The organism is Paenibacillus artemisiicola (assembly GCF_017652985.1).
Classification (GTDB): domain Bacteria; phylum Bacillota; class Bacilli; order Paenibacillales; family Paenibacillaceae; genus Paenibacillus_Z; species Paenibacillus_Z artemisiicola.
Genome location: NZ_JAGGDJ010000004.1, coordinates 119925 through 136402, shown reverse-complemented (window position 1 = coordinate 136402; position 16478 = coordinate 119925). Strand labels below are relative to the sequence as shown.

The window sequence follows — 16478 nt, the reverse complement described above, 5'->3', positions numbered from 1 at the left end:
CTGACATTGGCGTCAGGGGGTATACTTGCGAGATCAAATGGAAGAGTTGGTGAACGATATGAATCAGCGGCCTCTGATCGTAGTGGGAATATCCGGAAGCCTTCGCAGCCTATCGGCGAATTCACGGATTCTCGCGTCCGTGGAGGGGATGCTGCCTGCGGGCGCTGCATTTCGGACGTACGAGGGGGTGGCGAGCCTGCCGGCGTTCAATCCCGACCTGGACCCGGACGATGCCGAACCGCCCGAAGCGGTGGCGGAATGGCGGCAAACGCTGCGTTCGGCGGACGCGGTCGTCATTTGTACGCCGGAATACGCGCGCGGCGTGCCGGGCTCGCTCAAAAACGCGCTCGATTGGGTCGTCTCCTCGGGTGAGTTTATGGCGATGCCGACGGCGGTTATCAGCGTATCCCCGCATCCCGAAGGCGGCGCGACGGCGCTAGGCTCGTTAGTGCAGACGCTTAAGATGATGAGCGCGACGATTCCGGACAACGCGATTCTCGCCGTCCCGTTCGCGAGCAGGAAGCTGGGGGCTGACGGCAGCGTGACGGACGCGGGTACGTTAACGTCGCTTCGCGGCCTCGCGGGAGCGCTGCTGCAGGCAGTGACGTAACGGGGGACGACGGGCGAACGTATCCGGAACTGGAACCTTGTTGCAGGCTTGTTCAAGGTCGACCCTCCGAGTTTCATGCCCTTCGGATAGTCGGAAAATGAGCTGACGATTTGAATGAAAACGATGGCGGTGATCAGGTTCGGGTGGCGATAGGAAGCCGAGGAACGCGAGAATGTTTTAATTCATAGTTGACTTATAGGAATAATCAATTTATGATAAATCCATCAGATTCCATGAACTTACCGGACCGCCGGAAGTTTCCTCTTGCTCATTCTCCTACGAAGGAGCTTTGCACAGGGAAACTTCCGGTTTTTGCGTTGTCCGAATTACTCGATCGGGGTGGTTATCATGAAGAGACGATTTCCTGCTTACCGCAACTTATCCGTGTTCCTCATCGCTTTGCTTAGCATGACCTTTGTATTGGCCGGCTGCGGCTCGAACAACGCGAATCACGCGGCGAATGCCGGTCCATCGGAGAACGCGGCCGCGGACGCGAATGCCAAGCCAACCTCGGGGGACGCCGGCGGCAAAGAAATCCGCATCGGCTACCAGAAGTACGGCACCGTTAATATTCTGAAAGCCAAAGGCACGCTGGATAAACGGTTGGAAGCGGAAGGCTACAACGTGACGTGGACCGAGTTTCCCGGAGGACCGCAGCTGCTGGAGGCATTGAACGTCGGCAGCATCGACATCGGCCATACCGGCGAAGCCCCGCCGATCTTCGCGCAGGCGGCCAAAGCGCCGCTTGTCTACCTGGCGCATGAGCCGGCAAGCCCCAACAGCGAAGGCATCCTCGTGCCGAAGGATTCGAAGATTGCCTCGCTTGCCGATCTGAAGGGCAAGAAGATCGCGCTCAACAAAGGCTCCAACGTCCACTATTTGCTCGTCAAAGCGCTTGAGAAAGCGGGCGTCGACTACAACGACATCACGACGGTGTTCCTGCCTCCGGGCGACGCCAGGGTCGCCTTCGAGAACGGCACCGTGGACGCGTGGGTGATTTGGGATCCGTTCCTGGCGGCGGCGCAAACCGCGACGGACGGCAAGCTGCTGACCGACGGCAAGGATCTCGTGTCGAACGTGGAGTTCTATCTCGCGTCCCGCAAGTTCGCCGAAGCGAACGGGCCGGTCATCGATATCTTCAAGGAAGAGCTGGACAAAATCGACAAATGGGCCGAGGCGAATCAAAAGGATGTCGCGGCGCTGCTGTCCCCGCAGCTCGGCATCGACGTGCCTTCGCTGGAGCTGGCGGCCAAGCGCAGAGGCTACGGGCTGCTGCCGATCGACGATGCCATCATCGACGCCCAACAGAAGATCGCCGATACGTTCTTGAACCTGAAGCTCATTCCGGAGTCCATTCAGGTGAAGGACGCGACGTTAAAATAAAACGGGTCTCGCGTGTTATTCGGCATCGACTCGCAGGGCCATAATATCCGACAACGGAAGGGTGTATGACAATGGAAGTATTCTGGTTTATACCGACGCATGGCGACGGACGTTATCTGGGCAGCGCCGAAGGCGCGCGCGTCGTCGATGCTACCTATATGCAGCAAATCGCGCAGGCGGCCGACCGCCTCGGCTATGGCGGCGTGCTGCTGCCGACGGGAACCTCGTGCGAGGATGCGTGGGTTGCGGCTTCTTCGCTCATCCCGGTGACGGAGCGGCTGAAGTTTCTGGTCGCGCTGCGCCCGGGACTGATGTCGCCGACGCTGTCCGCAAGAATGGCGGCGACGTTCGACCGCCTCTCGAACGGGCGGCTGCTCGTTAACGTCGTCACCGGAGGAGACCCGGTCGAGCTCGAGAGCGAGGGCGTATTCCTCGCGCATGACGAGCGTTACGAGCTGACGAGCGAGTTTCTCGATATTTGGCGCCGGGAGCTGAGCGGCGAGCACGTCGATTACGAAGGCAAGCACTTGAAGGTGAAGGACGGCAAAGTGCTCTACCCGCCGGTGCAGAAGCCGTACCCGCCGCTCTATTTCGGAGGATCGTCCCCGGCCGGCCAAGAGGTGGCGGCGGACCATATCGACGTCTATCTGACTTGGGGCGAACCGCCGCAAGAGGTGGCGAAGAAGATCGACCATGTACGCCGCATGGCGGCCGATCGGGGCAGGACGGTCCGGTTCGGCATCCGGCTGCACGTCATCGTCCGCGAGACGTCCGAAGCGGCATGGCGGGAAGCGGACCGGCTGATCAGCAAGGTCGACGACGCCGCGATCGCGGCGGCCCGGAAGGTATTCGCGCGCTACGATTCGGAAGGGCAGAAGCGGATGTCGAACCTGAACGGCGGCGACCGGAGCCAGCTCGAAATCTATCCGAACCTGTGGGCGGGCGTCGGCCTCGTCCGGGGCGGCGCCGGCACGGCCCTCGTCGGCAATCCCGAGGAGGTGGCCGGCCTGATGAAGGAGTATGCGGCCCTCGGGATCGACACGTTTATTTTATCCGGCTATCCGCACTTGGAAGAAGCGTACCAATTCGCCGATCTCGTCTTCCCGCTGCTTCCGCTGAACGGCGTGCGGCCGGCGGGCGGCCCGTCCTCGACGAGCCCGTTCGGCGAGCTCATCGCCAATGCGATCAAGCCCGCGGAGCGGGCGGCCGCCCGATAGGAGGAGACAAGAATGAAGCGTCCATTCGCGCGTAACTGGAAAACCGGCACGTTATCGATCGGACTTGAATGGCTGATCCCGATTCTGATCGTCGCGCTCTGGCAATGGTTCGGCAGCATGGGGTGGATCTCGGAGCGGATCCTGCCGACGCCCGCGTCCGTCGTGGAAGCCGGCATCAAGCTGATTCGGAGCGGCGATCTCTTCCGCTATATCGGCGACAGCACGGAGCGGGCGCTCATCGGCTTCGCGATCGGCGGCGGCATCGGCTTCGCGCTGGCAATCCTGAACGGCTTGCTGCCGCTCGCGGAGAAGCTGACCGACTCGTCGATCCAAATGATTCGCACGATTCCGCATTTGTCGCTGATCCCGCTGATCATCGCGTGGTTCGGCATCGGCGAGCAGGGCAAAATCTTTCTCGTCGCGCTCGGGGTCGCGTTTCCGATCTACTTGAACACGCTGCACGGCATCCGGTCCGTCGACACGGGCTTGATCGAGATGGGCCGCACGTACGGGCTGAGGGGATTCGCCCTCTTCCGGACGATTATTTTCCCCGGCGCGCTGCCGTCGATTCTGGTCGGCCTTCGGTTTGCGCTCGGCATCATGTGGATCACGCTGATCGTCTCGGAGACGATTTCGGCCAACAGCGGCATCGGCTATATGGCGATGAACGCGCGGGAGTTCTTCCAAATGGACGTCGTCGTGCTTAGCATCGTTATCTACGCGCTGCTCGGCAAGCTGTCGGATTGGGTGGCGAAGCTCATGGAGAGGAGTTGGCTGAAATGGCATCCGCATTATCGGCAAGGGAAATAATCCAGACGCCGCAAGCGGCATCCGCGAACGAAGCTCCGGCCCGGGGATTGACGGTCGACGTACGGGACGCGGTCGTCCGGTTCGGCGATCTGACCGTGCTGCGGGAGCTGGAGCTGACGGTTCCGGCGGGGCAGTTTTTGGCGGTCGTCGGACGAAGCGGCTGCGGCAAAAGCACGCTGCTTCGCTTGTTGGCCGGCTTGGAGCAGGCGTCGAAAGGCACGGTAGCCATCGGCGGGTCGGAGGCGGCCGGGTTGCGGTCCGACGTGCGGGTGATGTTCCAGGACGCCCGGCTGCTCCCGTGGAAAACGGTGCTCGACAACGTCCGAATCGGCGCGGAGGGCGGTGACCGCGGCCAGGCGCTGGAGGCGCTGGAGCTTGTGGGCTTGGCCGACCGGGCAAAGGAGTGGCCGTCCGTGCTGTCGGGCGGGCAGCGGCAGCGGGTCGCGCTGGCACGGGCGCTCGTCAGCGATCCGAGCTTGCTGCTGTTCGACGAGCCGCTCGGCGCGCTCGACGCGTTGACCCGCATCGAGATGCAGCAGCTCATCGAGCGGTTGTGGCTGGAGCGGCGGTTCACCGGCGTGCTCGTGACCCACGACGTGAGCGAAGCCGTGGCGCTGGCCGACCGCGTCGTGCTGGTGGAGAACGGCGCGATCTCGCAGGACATCGCCATCGCGCTGGCGCGGCCGCGCGAGAAGGACGGCGGCTTTATCCACTACGAGAGCGGCTTGTTGAATCGCGTGCTGGGCAGACATCCGGGAAGCGGCAATCAAGAAGGGTTTGCGATCTAGCGCGCTGCTTGATAGGAAGCGCATCTCGAAGCACGACTTAGGAAGAACCGAATCCTCCGCCAAGCGCGAGGAGACGGTTCTTTTTTTCCTCCAGGATAACGACCGGGAGGATAGTCAAGCGGCGCTCCCGCCCTGGTCCCGATCCGGCAAACCACTCATCGTTCCGGATAGCTCCTTTTACATTCTCAGCTACCGGCGAGGCGTCGCGGTACGCGAATTGCCGGCGCCGTCCGAGCCGCAGGCCTGTAACTTTGCCGCGCCCAGAATCGTCTTTTCACTGAAAGGCCGTATCTAAACTAGGGGTAAGCGGGGCAGGAACCTTCATGAGATCTCGAAACGTCAGACTCAGAAGACTGGTAATGGCGAGCCTGATCGGCGTAGTCGGCGCGGCGCTTGTCGGAGCTGCGTATCGCGCGGAGTTGATGGCTTACGTCGCGAACACGCATCAAGGGCTGTCGGCGTTGTATGCGACTTACCAGGAAAACAAGCAGTTGAAGAAAATCGCGAATCAGGCCGGTATTCGGGCGATCAGGATGTGGCAAACGGAGACCGACATTGCCGAGTTGAACAAAGCCAAAGCGGCGAAGAAACAATTGCCGGCGACCTACGCCTACAAAGTAGCCAGAATTGCCGACGCCGGCGCGGACACGATCCAGCTCGACTTAGGGAGTCTGGACGGCGTGAAGCAGAACGACGCCGTACTCTCGCTCGATCAATATTTCGTGGGGATGGTCACCGCGGTGGAGAAGCATTCCGCGACGGTCGGACTCCTGAACACGGAGTCGTACATGACAAATAAGGGCATCGCGATTCGCGCCACAAACAAAGCGTCCACCTTCGGCATCGCCGAATACGATGCGAACGCGGAGCGCTTGGCGATAAAAAAAATTCCTCCCGATGCCTTGATCAAGAAGGGGGATGTCATCGAAACGTTGGGCGGCGACACCTCCAGGTACCGGCCCGGTTTGAAAATCGGAACGGTTGCCGGCATCGAGGTCAGTCCGATGGGCCTGTCGAGCGAAGCGACCCTGGAAATCCCCGAGTTCCCAACCTCGCATGACGTGTTTGTCTTTATCATCGCGGGGCCTTGATTCAACAGGGTTGCATGCAGGTGCCGTCGGGCAGCGCTGATCGCGCACAAAAACGCTGCAGCAAGCTTGGCAAAAGCGTATAAAGAGCCGAGAAGGACGAGCATGACGACCAGGACCGCTACTAACGCGAAGAAAGCCCCGGCACCTGGGCTTTTTTTATTTGCCCGGGGACGCCGACGACGCCACAACCAAGCGGACAAGACAAGGAAAATTTTGGCGCGCGCGTATTGACACCTCGGCTACTACGTGTTACTTTATAGTAGTAGTAAGTGATACTTGATACCAGTCGTACTGATTAGCGAGAGGTGATCGTGCTGGAAAACCTGACGGAAATGCTTAAAGGGGTGCTTGAGGGCAGCGTCCTTGAAATTATAAGCCGCAACGAAACCTACGGCTACGAGATCACGCGGCGGCTGAACGCCCTCGGCTTCGCGGACGTTGTGGAGGGGACGGTGTACACGATCCTCATCCGGCTTGAGAAGAACAAGCTGGTGGAGATTACCAAGAAGCCTTCCGACATGGGACCGCCGCGGAAGTTCTTCGCGATCAACGATGCGGGACGCGAGGAGCTGCGGAGGTTCTGGGAGAAATGGGAGTTCGTATCCTCAAAAATGAGCGAGTTAAAGGAGCGGCGATCATGAACTTTTGGGAAAAAATCACCGGCAGCGACATGACGAAGGAAATGAAAAGCTTTGAAGCGCGAATCAAAACGCTGCCGGCCGATTATCGGGCGGCATGGGGAGAAATTAACGCCCGTCTTTGGCCGCACTCGGATTTCACCGGCCGCAACCTCATGCCGATTCTTGACGGCGTGCTCGGCCTGTTCGAGGAAACGTCCGCGGACGGTCAGACGGTTCGGGAGGTACTGGGCGACGATATCCAAGGCTTCTGTTCGGCGCTGGCCGGCGAAGAAGGGGCAAAGTCCTATCGCGACAAGTGGCGCAATCAGCTCAACAATACGATCGCCAAAAAATTAGGCCAATCGGAGGGATAACATGAGCATTCAAGCTATCATCCAAGGCAAAAAAGAGTGGCGCGCGCACGTGGCGCGCGTCAAAGCGCTCCCGAAGGATTACCAGATCGTCTATCGCGAGCTGCAAAAATATCTCTTCAAAGTCGGCCCCGTGGAGCTAACCGCCGGGACGGGGTTGCTCTCGGGGATCGTCGATCTCTTCGAGGAGGGCGCCGCTTCGGGGAAAGGCGTGCTCGAAGTGACGGGCCGCGACGTGGCGGCGTTCTGCGACGAGCTGATCAAGGATTCCAAGACGTACGCCGACCTCTATCAAGCATCCATCGTCCAAGAAGGCCACAAGGCCATGAACAAGAATACGGATCAAACAAAGTAAAGGAGGGATCCGGATGGAAGCGGCGATCGAAGTGAAAGGCTTGCGCAAATCTTTCAAGGACGCCGAAGTCCTGAAAGGCGTCGATTTCGAAGTGAAGCGGGGCGAGATTTTCGCCCTGCTCGGCTCCAACGGCGCGGGCAAGACGACGGTTGTCAGAATCCTCGCCACGCTGCTCAAGCAGGACGGAGGCACCGCCCGCGTAACCGGCCATGACGTCGCGTCAAAGCCCGACCGCGTCCGTCAATCGATTAGCCTGACCGGGCAGTTTGCCGCCGTGGACGAGATTCTGACCGGACGGGAGAACTTGCTCATGATCGCCAAACTGCGGCACCTTGAGCATCCGCGCCGGGTGGCGGATGAATTGTTGAATCGCTTCGGCTTGCACGGCGCCGCCGACCGCAAGGCGTCCGCTTATTCGGGGGGCATGCGCCGCAGGCTCGACATCGCCATGAGCCTGATCGGCAATCCGCAGGTCATCTTCCTCGACGAGCCGACCACGGGACTTGACCCCGAGGCGCGCATCGAGGCTTGGCGGATCGTCAAGGAGCTTGCCGACGGGGGCACGACGGTCTTCCTGACCACGCAGTACCTGGAAGAGGCCGAACAACTTGCCGATCGAATCGCCATTTTGCATGAAGGCCGCATTATTGCCGACGGCACGCTGCAGGACCTGAAGAAGCGGTTTCCGCCCGCAAAGACGGAGTATGTGGAAAAACAACCTTCATTGGAAGAGATTTTCCTCGCCATCATCGGTAACAGGGAGGTGAAATAGCCATGCACCGTTACTTTTTCAGCGATATGCGCGTCATGCTCGGACGGTCCATGCGTCATGTGTTCCGCAGCATGGACACCATCATCACGGTCTGCATCACGCCGATCGCGATGATGCTGCTGTTCGTCTACGTGTTAGGCGGCGCCATCCATACCGGAACGGATCACTATGTGAACTATCTGCTGCCCGGCATCCTGCTGATCGCGATTGCAAGCGGCATCTCTTATACGGCTTACCGCCTGTTTATGGATAAGCAGCGGGGCATTATCGAGCGGTTCCACTCCATGCCGATCGCGCGATCCGCCTTGCTGTGGGGGCATGTGCTGACCTCGCTGGCATCCAACCTCCTATCGCTGGCGGTCATCATTCTCGTAGCGCTCCTTATGGGCTTTCGCTCGTCGGCAGGGGTTCTGCCATGGCTTGCCGTAATCGGTATCCTCGTGCTGTTTACGCTGGCTTTGACGTGGGTTGCGGCGATTGCCGGGTTGACCGGTAAAACGGTGGAAGGCGCAAGCGCGTTTTCGTATCCGCTGATCTTCCTGCCGTTCGTCAGCTCGGCCTTCGTGCCGACCGACTCGATGCCGAAGGTCGTCCGCGCCTTCGCCGACAACCAGCCGGTGACGTCAATCGTGGAAGCCATCCGCGCGCTGCTGTCGGGTCAGCCTGCGGGCAATGAAATCTGGATCGCGCTCGCGTGGTGCGTCGGCATCATGCTCGCGGCTTATCTCTTCGCGATGCGCGTCTATAATCGGAAAGCGGCCTAATGGCGGCAAGACAGTTAAAGGTGCCGGGTTAACAAAAACTTCAAGAAAAGGGACTCGGCCAGCGTCGACCGTGCTTTGTCCGGCGTACTCGCGCCACGCAAGGGTTTAACCCGACAGGAAGGCAGCCGGTCTCCAGCGATCGGCTGCCTTCCTTCGATAGAACGGGCGGTTTTTCGTAAGCTTGGTATGATAAGATGGGGTTGAAGCGATACCGCAAGCCCCAGTCGGGAGACAACTATCTTGTTGGAGGAGCATGGCTTTGTCTGAGAAGCAGCGTATGGAAGATCGCAGTATATCCGATGTGTTGCAGCAATTGCTCGTAAGCCTGGAAGGAAAGCAGCTGAAGCTTGGAGACCTGCTCGCGGCGCTGAAGGATCAAGGACCGTTCTTCATGCTTACGATCTTGTCCGTGCCGTTCCTTCAACCGGTTGCCCTGCCCGGGGTAAGCACGCCGTTCGGCATTCTGATCGCCATGCTCTCGCTTGGCATTCTAGGCAGCCGGGAGGTCGCGATTCCGAGGCGCGTCCATGCTTTTCAAATGCCCCCGAAGGGCGTAAGGGTGCTGTTTCGGGGAGCGATCGCCTTGTTCCGGAAGCTGGAGCGTTGGTCGAGGCCGCGTTATGACCGTCTGCTGGAGTCGCAACGGCTGCGCGTGCTTCATGCCGTGCTCATGCTCGTCACCGGTATTTTGCTGCTCCTGCCGTTGCCGATCCCGTTCTCGAATTCACTGCCCGCCTATGTCATCTTCTTCATATCCCTCGGCTACTTGCTGCGCGACGGCTTGATGATCCCGCTCTCCTATGCGTTTTTCGTGCTGACCGCCGTTTATTTCGCCCTGATTGCTTTTCTCGGCATCGAGGGGATGAAGCTGTTGTTCAGTCAGTTGATTTGAGAACCGCCAAAAAGCCGCGACAACGCTCCTAGCTTCCCCCTTGCCGAATAATGACTTCATGGGAATGATCCTCCGCGGCAAATTGAAGCAGACGGGCTCCTTCCAGCCGTAACGCGTCGGAATCGGGAGAGGAAAGGGCGGCGAAGGGATCGATGCACAGGATGGCTTTCCCTCGTTCGCGCGTTAACTTCCAGGTCCCGGCGACGTATCCGTCGATGAGGATCGTTGAGCGGACGATGCCGTTCGCCGTGCAGACTTGGCTGCGGTATTCGTCCGGGAGTATTCGGCCGCGGTCCGCATGGGACAACAGGGTATTGTCGAATTCGCCGAGAAATCTCGGCTCGGCAGGCGTATCCGAGTCGGGCCGCGGAGCGTCAGGCAGATCGAATAATGCGTCGCCCGCCGGATTTCGAAACGTTACCAGTTCGGGGCGAAGCCGTTCCATCGCTTTGCTCAGCCCGGTCAGTCCCGACCATGCCTGCACGTCTTTCGCCGTAGCCGGACCGAACGCCGCCAAATACCGCCGGATCAGCAGCTCCGTATCCGGCTCGGCGCTGCGCGATTGTCCGAGCCATCGTTCGGCCGAGGTATGGACGGCTTGCCCGCTCTCGCCCCATATCCCTCGCGGCGGAAGCTGGACGAGCGGTACCAAGTTCCGAACGGCGGCCGCCAGCGCTTCACTCTGAAGGGCGGGCCAGCGTTCGCGCATATGCCGCCCCAATTCGCCGAACGTGCTTGGCCGGTCCTCCACCAGGCTGCGGCCGAACGCTGCCAGCTGCGCCGGATCCGCGCCCTTAAGCTGCCGGCCGAAGGCGCCTTTTAAGCTCCGTTCCATAACGCTTTGCAGCGTCGACCGCAGCGGCATGGCGTCGGAAGCGGAAACCAAGTGCAAGGTGGCGCGCATAAGCGCCATGCGTACCGCCTTCTTATCCAGGAGGAGCCGCGACAGCCCTTCCTGCCGAAAGTCCTCCAACCGGGCCCACAACGCGAAGTACGGCGCGTTCGGCGCTTGCGCTTGCAGGCCGATCAAGCGCTCGACGGCCTCCAAAACGGGCAGCTTCTCGCGGCGGAGCAGCATTTGCCGCGCGAGCAAAGCGCGATTCAAGGCGCGGGCATCAAGAACTTCGCCCGTGTTGATGTCGCCTCCCGAGAGATGGTTTCGCGTGCCGTTCGATGCGCTCATTTCGCAGCCTCCCGTCGTTTCGTTTCGGAGGTCCATCGTATGCAGTATACAATGTCACCTCGCGACGATGTGTGGTGTCTTCCTTATTGTAGCCGTCCGTTCCTGACAACAGTCTGTCAAGAACGCGGAGACGTTGAACAAGATCATTCGAAATGACAGCTCTACATCTGTCATTCGGCAGCGGAAGGAGCGCGGCGCATTGAAAATACAGCGTCTGCTTGGCATCACGATGGCCTTATTAAGCCAGCGCCGGGTGAACGCCCAGACCTTGGCGGATAAGTTCGAGGTATCCCTGCGGACGATTTACCGCGACGTCGAGACCATCAATACGGCAGGCATTCCCATCGTGTCCTTCACCGGAACGGACGGAGGCTACGAAATTATGGAGCAGTTCCGCATCGATCGGCAAATCGTGACCTTCGAAGATCTGCAGTCGATACTGGTTGCGTTACGAGGCGTGCAGGCCTCGTTGGACGACAAGGAAATGGACGGCCTCTTGACCAAGATCAAGGCCTTGATCGCGAGATCGGAACGGAACCGTATGGAAGAACTCGGGGAGACGCTGATGTTCGATACGAATCTGTGGCACGGCGGCGGATTGAAGGATAAGTCCATTCTTGGCGCCCTTCGCCAAGCCGCGAAGAATCGGTACGTGGCATCGTTCGATTATACCAATACGGACGGCATCGTCGAGCAGCGGGAAGCGGAGCCGATCGGATTAGCGTGGAAGGGCTACGCGTGGTACTTGTACGCGTACTGCAGGCTGCGAAGCGACTATCGGACCTTTCGGCTCTCGAGAATAAGCGGCCTGCGCATACGGACGGAGCATTTCGCGAGCCGCGGGGTTCGCATGGAGGAGCTGGATGCGCGATGGGGCAGCAAGGAGTCCGGCCCCATGGTGGAGCTTGCGCTCCGATTCGATTCCCGCCTGCGCGTTCGGGTCGAGGAGGCTTTCGGGCTGGACAAGGTCGAGCGCCAAGAGGACGGAACGCTGCTGGTCCGAGCCAGCTATCCGGACAATTCCTGGATGTACGGCATGCTATTGAGCTACGGGCCGGACGTACAAGTCGTAGAGCCGCCAGCCGTCGCGGACAAGATCAAAGAGCTGGGAAGGCAAATCTATGCCAATTACCAACGGGACGCATAGATGGAGCATGGAATAGCATGAGCAAAAGCCCGGCTCGCCATACGGCGAGTCGGGCTTATTCATCGTGCGAGGGGAAGCATCATCGAATGAAAGCATCATTGAATGAAAGCTTCATCGAAAAGAGAAAATCGCGGACGGAGCGGGCGTTACTTGACCGGCTTGTTCACGAGGTTGATGTGGTCCAGCCCCGTGCCGCTCGTGCCGTTGAAGATGAATTCCAGCTCGTACTTGCCGCGCACGTACGTGAGTTTCTTTTGGACGGTCTTGCCCGCTTTGATCAAGGTCGACGCGTTCGGGGCGCCCCAGTGCTGGACCAGCATGCGGACGGTAATGCCGCCGATGTTCGTCTGGCGCTCGACGTTCGTCCCGAAGTAGCGCATTTCCCGGATTTTACCGAGCTTGTAGTTGATGGCGTAGCCGGGGTGGCCCATCTCCGCGTGATAGACGTCGAAGCCGTCGGCGTCCGTAGCCGGGGATTCGGCTTCGCCGATCGTCTTGATGACCGTCTCATGCGTGGTCGAACCGAGCGTGAAGCTGTGGAAGTTCGGGAACTGGCCTTGGAGTGCCGGCTTGTAGAAGCTCATCAGCGTTTCGAAAGCCTTCATATGCGCGTCAATCGGCGCGGCGGTACCGGCTGCCGCGTAAGAAGGGGCGGCGCCGACGGCGGAGAGTGCCAACGTGCCGGCGGCCACCGCGGCGATCGCCGTTTTTTTCGCGGATGTCAAGAGTTTCATGATTTATTCCTCCTCATAGTGAGCGGATCGGGTCCGCTTGATCGTAAGTTTGTTTGTTGCCTGCCTGCTGTCTTAACGCCGAATGTTGGATCGGCCGGCGATCATCGCGTCTTCGCGGTTGCCGGACAAGGATCTCGCTGCTTACATGCTCATATTACCCGGGACGCGCGCGAAGTTCGTTACAAATCGGTAACGAGAAAGTAACAACAAAGTAACGACGGTCCAAGGCTATGCCCTTGGCAGGCGGCGAGCGGATGTGAATTCGTCTGGCTGCACGCGACTCTTGTTCAACGACTTGCGAAAGATCGGCAACCGCCTCGGCTCAAGCGGGCGAATGCGATTTCGGGCTGACGCGATTAAATTTTTCGCTTGTTTATATCGTATACCGAACTAATTTTGCCGCATATGCATCTTATAGAAGTTCAAAAAAAAGAGGAGGATGAACGTGCAAAAACTCCCGGCGGAAGCCTACTGCCCCGTATGCCGTACGCTCAGACGGTTCGCGGCCTGTCCGGAACGCGACGAATCGATGGGTCCCGATACGTACCCGGTCGTTCTATGCCCGACCTGCAAAGAAACGATCGAGGAGACCTTGACCGCTTACTATGCGAATCATCCATAAGCGCCGATGCGGCGCTTTTTTTGTTAGGCGGGGAGATGGAGGACCGCGGGCGGGCCGGAGAGGTTTATTGCCCGAGGATGAAAAAAAGAACCTGGACGGCCGTCCAGGTTCTTCCTATTGCAAGTATATAGGCGCAATGATAAAATCAGTGTACGACTGATTTTATAAGTAAAGTCATAGTTCATGCATCTTACAAGTTAATTGTACCATGCCGCTAAAACTCCTGTCAACCGATTGTTTTCTCACTATTCTTCATGCTGAGGAGAGATGTCGAATGAACGCCTTGGTTCTCGATTTCCGGGAAACGGACAAAAACCAGCGGATGCTCGTTGGCGGAAAAGGGCTGCATTTGGGGGAATTATCGGCGCTTCCGGGCATCCGGGTGCCAGAAGGATTTTGCGTCACGACGGCTGCGTTCCGACAAGCCGTTGCCCGACGCGACGCGTATGCGGCCTTGCTGGACCGGCTAACCGGGCTGAAAGCGGAGGATCGGAAGGGAATCGCCGACGTCAGCCGTCAGCTCCGGCAGTTCATTCAGGAAGCCGACATGCCTTCCGACATCGCGGAGGCCGTCGCCCGCCGTCTCTCCCGGTTCGGGGAGGCGCGCGCGTACGCGGTGCGTTCCAGCGCGACGGCCGAAGATTTGCCGCACGCTTCGTTTGCCGGCCAGCAGGATACGTATTTGAATATTATCGGCACGGAGTCGATCCTGGCTCATATTCGCAAATGCTGGGCGTCCCTATTCACGGACCGCGCGGTCATCTACCGGATTCAAAACGGCTTCGGCCACCGTCACGTGCACGTGGCCGTCGTCGTGCAGCGGATGGTCTTTCCGGAGGCATCCGGGATCTTATTTACCGCCGATCCGATCACGTCGAACCGGAAGATGGCATCGATCGACGCCGGCTTCGGGCTGGGCGAAGCGCTGGTCTCCGGGTTGGTATCCGCCGACGGGTATACGGTACGGGACGACCATATCGTCGACAAACGAATCGCGACCAAGGCGCTGGCGATCCATGGACGACCGGAAGGCGGCACGGAGACCCGGCCGATCGAGCCCGGGCTGCAGGGGACGCAGGTGCTGACGGACGATCAGATCGTACGGCTGGCGCGCCTCGGAAGAGAGATCGAAGCTTACTTCGGCTGTCCGCAAGACATCGAATGGTGCCTGGCCGACGATGCCTTCCATATCGTCCAGAGCCGGCCGATCACGACGTTATTCCCGATTCCCGAAGAGTCCGATCGCGCGAATCGCGTGTATCTCTCCGTCGGGCATCAACAAATGATGACGGACCCCATCAAGCCGCTCGGCTTGTCTTTCTACCTGCTCATTACGCCGGCCCCCATGCGCAAAGCCGCGGGCAGGCTGTACGTCGACGCGACGCCGATACTGGCTTCGCCCGCCACCCGCGAATCGGTCTTAAAGACGTGGGGCCAGGCCGATCCGCTGATTAAAGACGCGCTTACAAGCCTGCTCGAGCGGGGCGATTTTATTCCGTCGCCGCCGGCCGACGCCACAGAACCGGGTCCGGGCGCGCGCGCGAAAAGCGAATCGCCGGAAGGGTTTCAGCCGCCTCCGTTCGAGAACGATCCGGGCATCGTCGCCGAATTGATGAGCCGCAGCCGAACGTCGATCGAAGCGCTTAAGCAAGCCATCCGCGCGAAATCCGGTTCGGAGCTGCTGGACTTTATTTTGGACGACATCCGGGAGCTGAAGCGGGTTCTGTTCGATCCGCAAAGCACGGCCGTGTTCATGGCCGCGATGAACGCGTCGTTCTGGATCAACGAGCACATGGAGAAGTGGCTGGGCGAGAAGAACGCGGCGGATCCGATCTCGCAATCCGTCCCCGACAATATCACGTCGGAGATGGGCTTGGCGCTGTTGGACGTCGCCGACGCGATCCGTCCTTACCCGGACGTCGTCGCTTATTTGCGGCAGACGAAAGACGACCGCTTCCTGTCGGCGCTGCCGAAGCTCGAAGGCGGGCCGGAAGCCCGTGAGGCGATCGAGGCGTACCTGGATCGCTACGGCATGCGCTGCGCCGGAGAGATCGATATCGCGCGGACGCGCTGGGGGGAGAAGCCGCTCGCCCTCGTCCCGCTGATTCTCGCGAACGTCAAGCACTTCGAGCCGCATGAGAGCCGGCGGAGATTCGAGCAAGGGCTTCGGGAGGCGTCGAATAAAGAGCAAGAGCTGATCGAACGCTTGAAGACCCTGCCGGACGGCGAGCGGAAAGCGGCCGAAACCAAACGGATGATCGCGCTCGTTCGGAATTTCATCGGGTATCGGGAATATCCCAAATACGGCATGGTGAGCCGCCTATACGTCTATAAGCAGGCCCTGCTGGAAGAAGCCGGCCGGCTCGCGCAAGCGGGCGTCATTCAGGATCGGGAAGATATTTTCGACCTGACGTTCGAAGAGCTCCGCGAGGCCGTGCGTACCCGGCAAGCCGATCGCGGGCTCATCGGCAGACGAAAGGACGAGTACGAAGCCTATGCCAAGCTCACGCCGCCGCGCGTCATGACCTCCGACGGCGAAATCATCGCGGGCACGTACCAACGCGCTAACCTCCCGGCCGGCGCGCTCGCGGGCTTGCCCGTGTCTTCGGGCGTTATCGAAGGACGCGCGCGCGTCCTGCTCCGCATGGAAGAGGCCGACCTGGAGGAAGGCGACATCCTGGTGACCGCCTTCACGGATCCGAGCTGGACGCCCTTGTTCGTCTCCATTAAAGGCCTCGTCACCGAAGTCGGCGGCGTGATGACGCACGGAGCCGTCATCGCGCGCGAATACGGCTTGCCGGCGGTGGTCAACGTGGAGAACGCGACCAAACGGATTCCAGACGGACAGCGCATCCGCGTGCATGGCACCGAGGGGTACGTTGAACTTTTGTAAATGAATAAGGAACCTGTAATGCCTTGTTCATAACGACGGGCAAGAAACGCAAGAAACAAGGGCAGCCGAGCGATCATCCCTCGGCTGCCCTTTGTCATGGCGGAGCTCCGCGTACGTCGATGCGCCGCGTTCGTTCGCGATGCGAGGTTCACGCCGAGGCCCCGCAACTTCTGCGCCCGAAGAAGCGTCAACAAACAAAAGAATAAAAACTTTTGCCCGGAACAGA

The 16478-nt window shown here is 59.8% G+C and carries 17 protein-coding genes; 15 read left to right on the top strand and 2 right to left on the bottom strand.

Annotated elements, in window-relative coordinates; genetic code table 11:
* Window positions 1-37: 37 nt before the first annotated feature.
* The 12 genes from I8J29_RS09050 to I8J29_RS08995 all read left to right on the top strand — a co-directional run bounded on the left by I8J29_RS09050 (window position 38) and on the right by I8J29_RS08995 (window position 9673).
* On the top strand, window positions 38-610 hold the full coding sequence (locus I8J29_RS09050; RefSeq protein ID WP_338113120.1) for an NADPH-dependent FMN reductase: 573 nt from the start codon (window positions 38-40) through the stop codon (window positions 608-610).
* 348 nt (window positions 611-958) lie between these two features.
* Window positions 959-1993: a sulfonate ABC transporter substrate-binding protein gene (locus I8J29_RS09045; protein WP_208847291.1), complete on the top strand. Its 1035-nt coding sequence runs from the start codon at window positions 959-961 to the stop codon at window positions 1991-1993.
* 71 nt (window positions 1994-2064) lie between these two features.
* Window positions 2065-3210 (top strand): FMNH2-dependent alkanesulfonate monooxygenase, encoded by a 1146-nt coding sequence (gene ssuD, locus I8J29_RS09040; RefSeq protein ID WP_208847290.1) that lies wholly within the window; start codon window positions 2065-2067, stop codon window positions 3208-3210.
* A gap of 12 nt (window positions 3211-3222) precedes the next feature.
* Window positions 3223-4020 carry an aliphatic sulfonate ABC transporter permease SsuC gene (gene ssuC / locus I8J29_RS09035; protein ID WP_208847289.1) on the top strand — a complete coding sequence of 266 codons (798 nt, stop codon included), beginning with the start codon at window positions 3223-3225 and terminating at the stop codon, window positions 4018-4020.
* The gene (locus I8J29_RS09030; RefSeq protein ID WP_208847288.1) at window positions 3990-4808 is read left to right on the top strand and encodes an ATP-binding cassette domain-containing protein; all 819 of its coding nucleotides are present in this window, start codon (window positions 3990-3992) and stop codon (window positions 4806-4808) included. The genes ssuC and I8J29_RS09030 overlap by 31 nt, the downstream gene beginning before the upstream one ends.
* Before the next feature lie 359 nt (window positions 4809-5167).
* Window positions 5168-5899 carry a rod shape-determining protein MreC gene (locus I8J29_RS09025; RefSeq protein ID WP_208847287.1) on the top strand — a complete coding sequence of 244 codons (732 nt, stop codon included), beginning with the start codon at window positions 5168-5170 and terminating at the stop codon, window positions 5897-5899.
* Between the two features lie 332 nt (window positions 5900-6231).
* Complete coding sequence (locus I8J29_RS09020) at window positions 6232-6540, top strand: PadR family transcriptional regulator (protein ID WP_276316268.1); 309 nt, start codon at window positions 6232-6234, stop codon at window positions 6538-6540.
* Window positions 6537-6893, top strand: coding sequence for a DUF1048 domain-containing protein (locus I8J29_RS09015; RefSeq protein WP_208847286.1), 357 nt, complete (start codon window positions 6537-6539; stop codon window positions 6891-6893). Before I8J29_RS09020 ends, I8J29_RS09015 begins: the two co-directional genes overlap by 4 nt.
* 1 nt (window position 6894) lies before the next feature.
* Entirely contained in the window at window positions 6895-7245 is a 351-nt protein-coding gene (locus tag I8J29_RS09010) for a DUF1048 domain-containing protein (RefSeq protein WP_208847285.1), read from the top strand.
* A gap of 13 nt (window positions 7246-7258) precedes the next feature.
* Window positions 7259-8017, top strand: coding sequence for an ABC transporter ATP-binding protein (locus I8J29_RS09005; RefSeq protein ID WP_208847284.1), 759 nt, complete (start codon window positions 7259-7261; stop codon window positions 8015-8017).
* Window positions 8018-8019: 2 nt separating this feature from the next.
* Window positions 8020-8781, top strand: a complete 762-nt coding sequence (locus I8J29_RS09000; RefSeq protein WP_208847283.1) for an ABC transporter permease — start codon at window positions 8020-8022, stop codon at window positions 8779-8781.
* Between the two features lie 301 nt (window positions 8782-9082).
* Window positions 9083-9673: an exopolysaccharide biosynthesis protein gene (locus I8J29_RS08995; protein ID WP_208847282.1), complete on the top strand. Its 591-nt coding sequence runs from the start codon at window positions 9083-9085 to the stop codon at window positions 9671-9673.
* Between the two features lie 28 nt (window positions 9674-9701).
* Here the strand turns inward: I8J29_RS08995 and I8J29_RS08990 are convergent, their stop codons facing one another.
* Window positions 9702-10856 carry a winged helix DNA-binding domain-containing protein gene (locus I8J29_RS08990; RefSeq protein ID WP_208847281.1) on the bottom strand — a complete coding sequence of 385 codons (1155 nt, stop codon included), beginning with the start codon at window positions 10854-10856 and terminating at the stop codon, window positions 9702-9704.
* Between the two features lie 199 nt (window positions 10857-11055).
* Here I8J29_RS08990 and I8J29_RS08985 point away from each other — a divergent pair, with 199 nt between their 5' ends.
* Window positions 11056-12003: a helix-turn-helix transcriptional regulator gene (locus tag I8J29_RS08985; RefSeq protein WP_208847280.1), complete on the top strand. Its 948-nt coding sequence runs from the start codon at window positions 11056-11058 to the stop codon at window positions 12001-12003.
* Window positions 12004-12149: 146 nt separating this feature from the next.
* Here the strand turns inward: I8J29_RS08985 and I8J29_RS08980 are convergent, their stop codons facing one another.
* Window positions 12150-12737 carry a YjgB family protein gene (locus I8J29_RS08980; RefSeq protein WP_208847279.1) on the bottom strand — a complete coding sequence of 196 codons (588 nt, stop codon included), beginning with the start codon at window positions 12735-12737 and terminating at the stop codon, window positions 12150-12152.
* Window positions 12738-13182: 445 nt separating this feature from the next.
* Here I8J29_RS08980 and I8J29_RS08975 point away from each other — a divergent pair, with 445 nt between their 5' ends.
* Window positions 13183-13359 (top strand): hypothetical protein, encoded by a 177-nt coding sequence (locus I8J29_RS08975; RefSeq protein ID WP_208847278.1) that lies wholly within the window; start codon window positions 13183-13185, stop codon window positions 13357-13359.
* Window positions 13360-13633: 274 nt separating this feature from the next.
* The gene (gene ppsA / locus I8J29_RS08970) at window positions 13634-16252 is read left to right on the top strand and encodes a phosphoenolpyruvate synthase (protein WP_208847277.1); all 2619 of its coding nucleotides are present in this window, start codon (window positions 13634-13636) and stop codon (window positions 16250-16252) included.
* Window positions 16253-16478 lie beyond the last annotated feature (226 nt).

Coding starts and splice junctions, on each gene's coding strand:
- ssuD (WP_208847290.1), top strand. CDS start 2,065: ATGGAAGTATTCTGGTTTATACCGACGCATGGCGACGGACGTTATCTG.
- I8J29_RS08990 (WP_208847281.1), bottom strand. CDS start 10,856: ATGAGCGCATCGAACGGCACGCGAAACCATCTCTCGGGAGGCGACATC.
- ppsA (WP_208847277.1), top strand. CDS start 13,634: ATGAACGCCTTGGTTCTCGATTTCCGGGAAACGGACAAAAACCAGCGG.
- I8J29_RS09045 (WP_208847291.1), top strand. CDS start 959: ATGAAGAGACGATTTCCTGCTTACCGCAACTTATCCGTGTTCCTCATC.
- I8J29_RS09010 (WP_208847285.1), top strand. CDS start 6,895: ATGAGCATTCAAGCTATCATCCAAGGCAAAAAAGAGTGGCGCGCGCAC.
- I8J29_RS09050 (WP_338113120.1), top strand. CDS start 38: ATGGAAGAGTTGGTGAACGATATGAATCAGCGGCCTCTGATCGTAGTG.
- I8J29_RS09000 (WP_208847283.1), top strand. CDS start 8,020: ATGCACCGTTACTTTTTCAGCGATATGCGCGTCATGCTCGGACGGTCC.
- I8J29_RS09030 (WP_208847288.1), top strand. CDS start 3,990: ATGGCATCCGCATTATCGGCAAGGGAAATAATCCAGACGCCGCAAGCG.
- ssuC (WP_208847289.1), top strand. CDS start 3,223: ATGAAGCGTCCATTCGCGCGTAACTGGAAAACCGGCACGTTATCGATC.
- I8J29_RS09005 (WP_208847284.1), top strand. CDS start 7,259: ATGGAAGCGGCGATCGAAGTGAAAGGCTTGCGCAAATCTTTCAAGGAC.
- I8J29_RS09020 (WP_276316268.1), top strand. CDS start 6,232: ATGCTTAAAGGGGTGCTTGAGGGCAGCGTCCTTGAAATTATAAGCCGC.
- I8J29_RS09025 (WP_208847287.1), top strand. CDS start 5,168: ATGGCGAGCCTGATCGGCGTAGTCGGCGCGGCGCTTGTCGGAGCTGCG.
- I8J29_RS08980 (WP_208847279.1), bottom strand. CDS start 12,737: ATGAAACTCTTGACATCCGCGAAAAAAACGGCGATCGCCGCGGTGGCC.
- I8J29_RS09015 (WP_208847286.1), top strand. CDS start 6,537: ATGAACTTTTGGGAAAAAATCACCGGCAGCGACATGACGAAGGAAATG.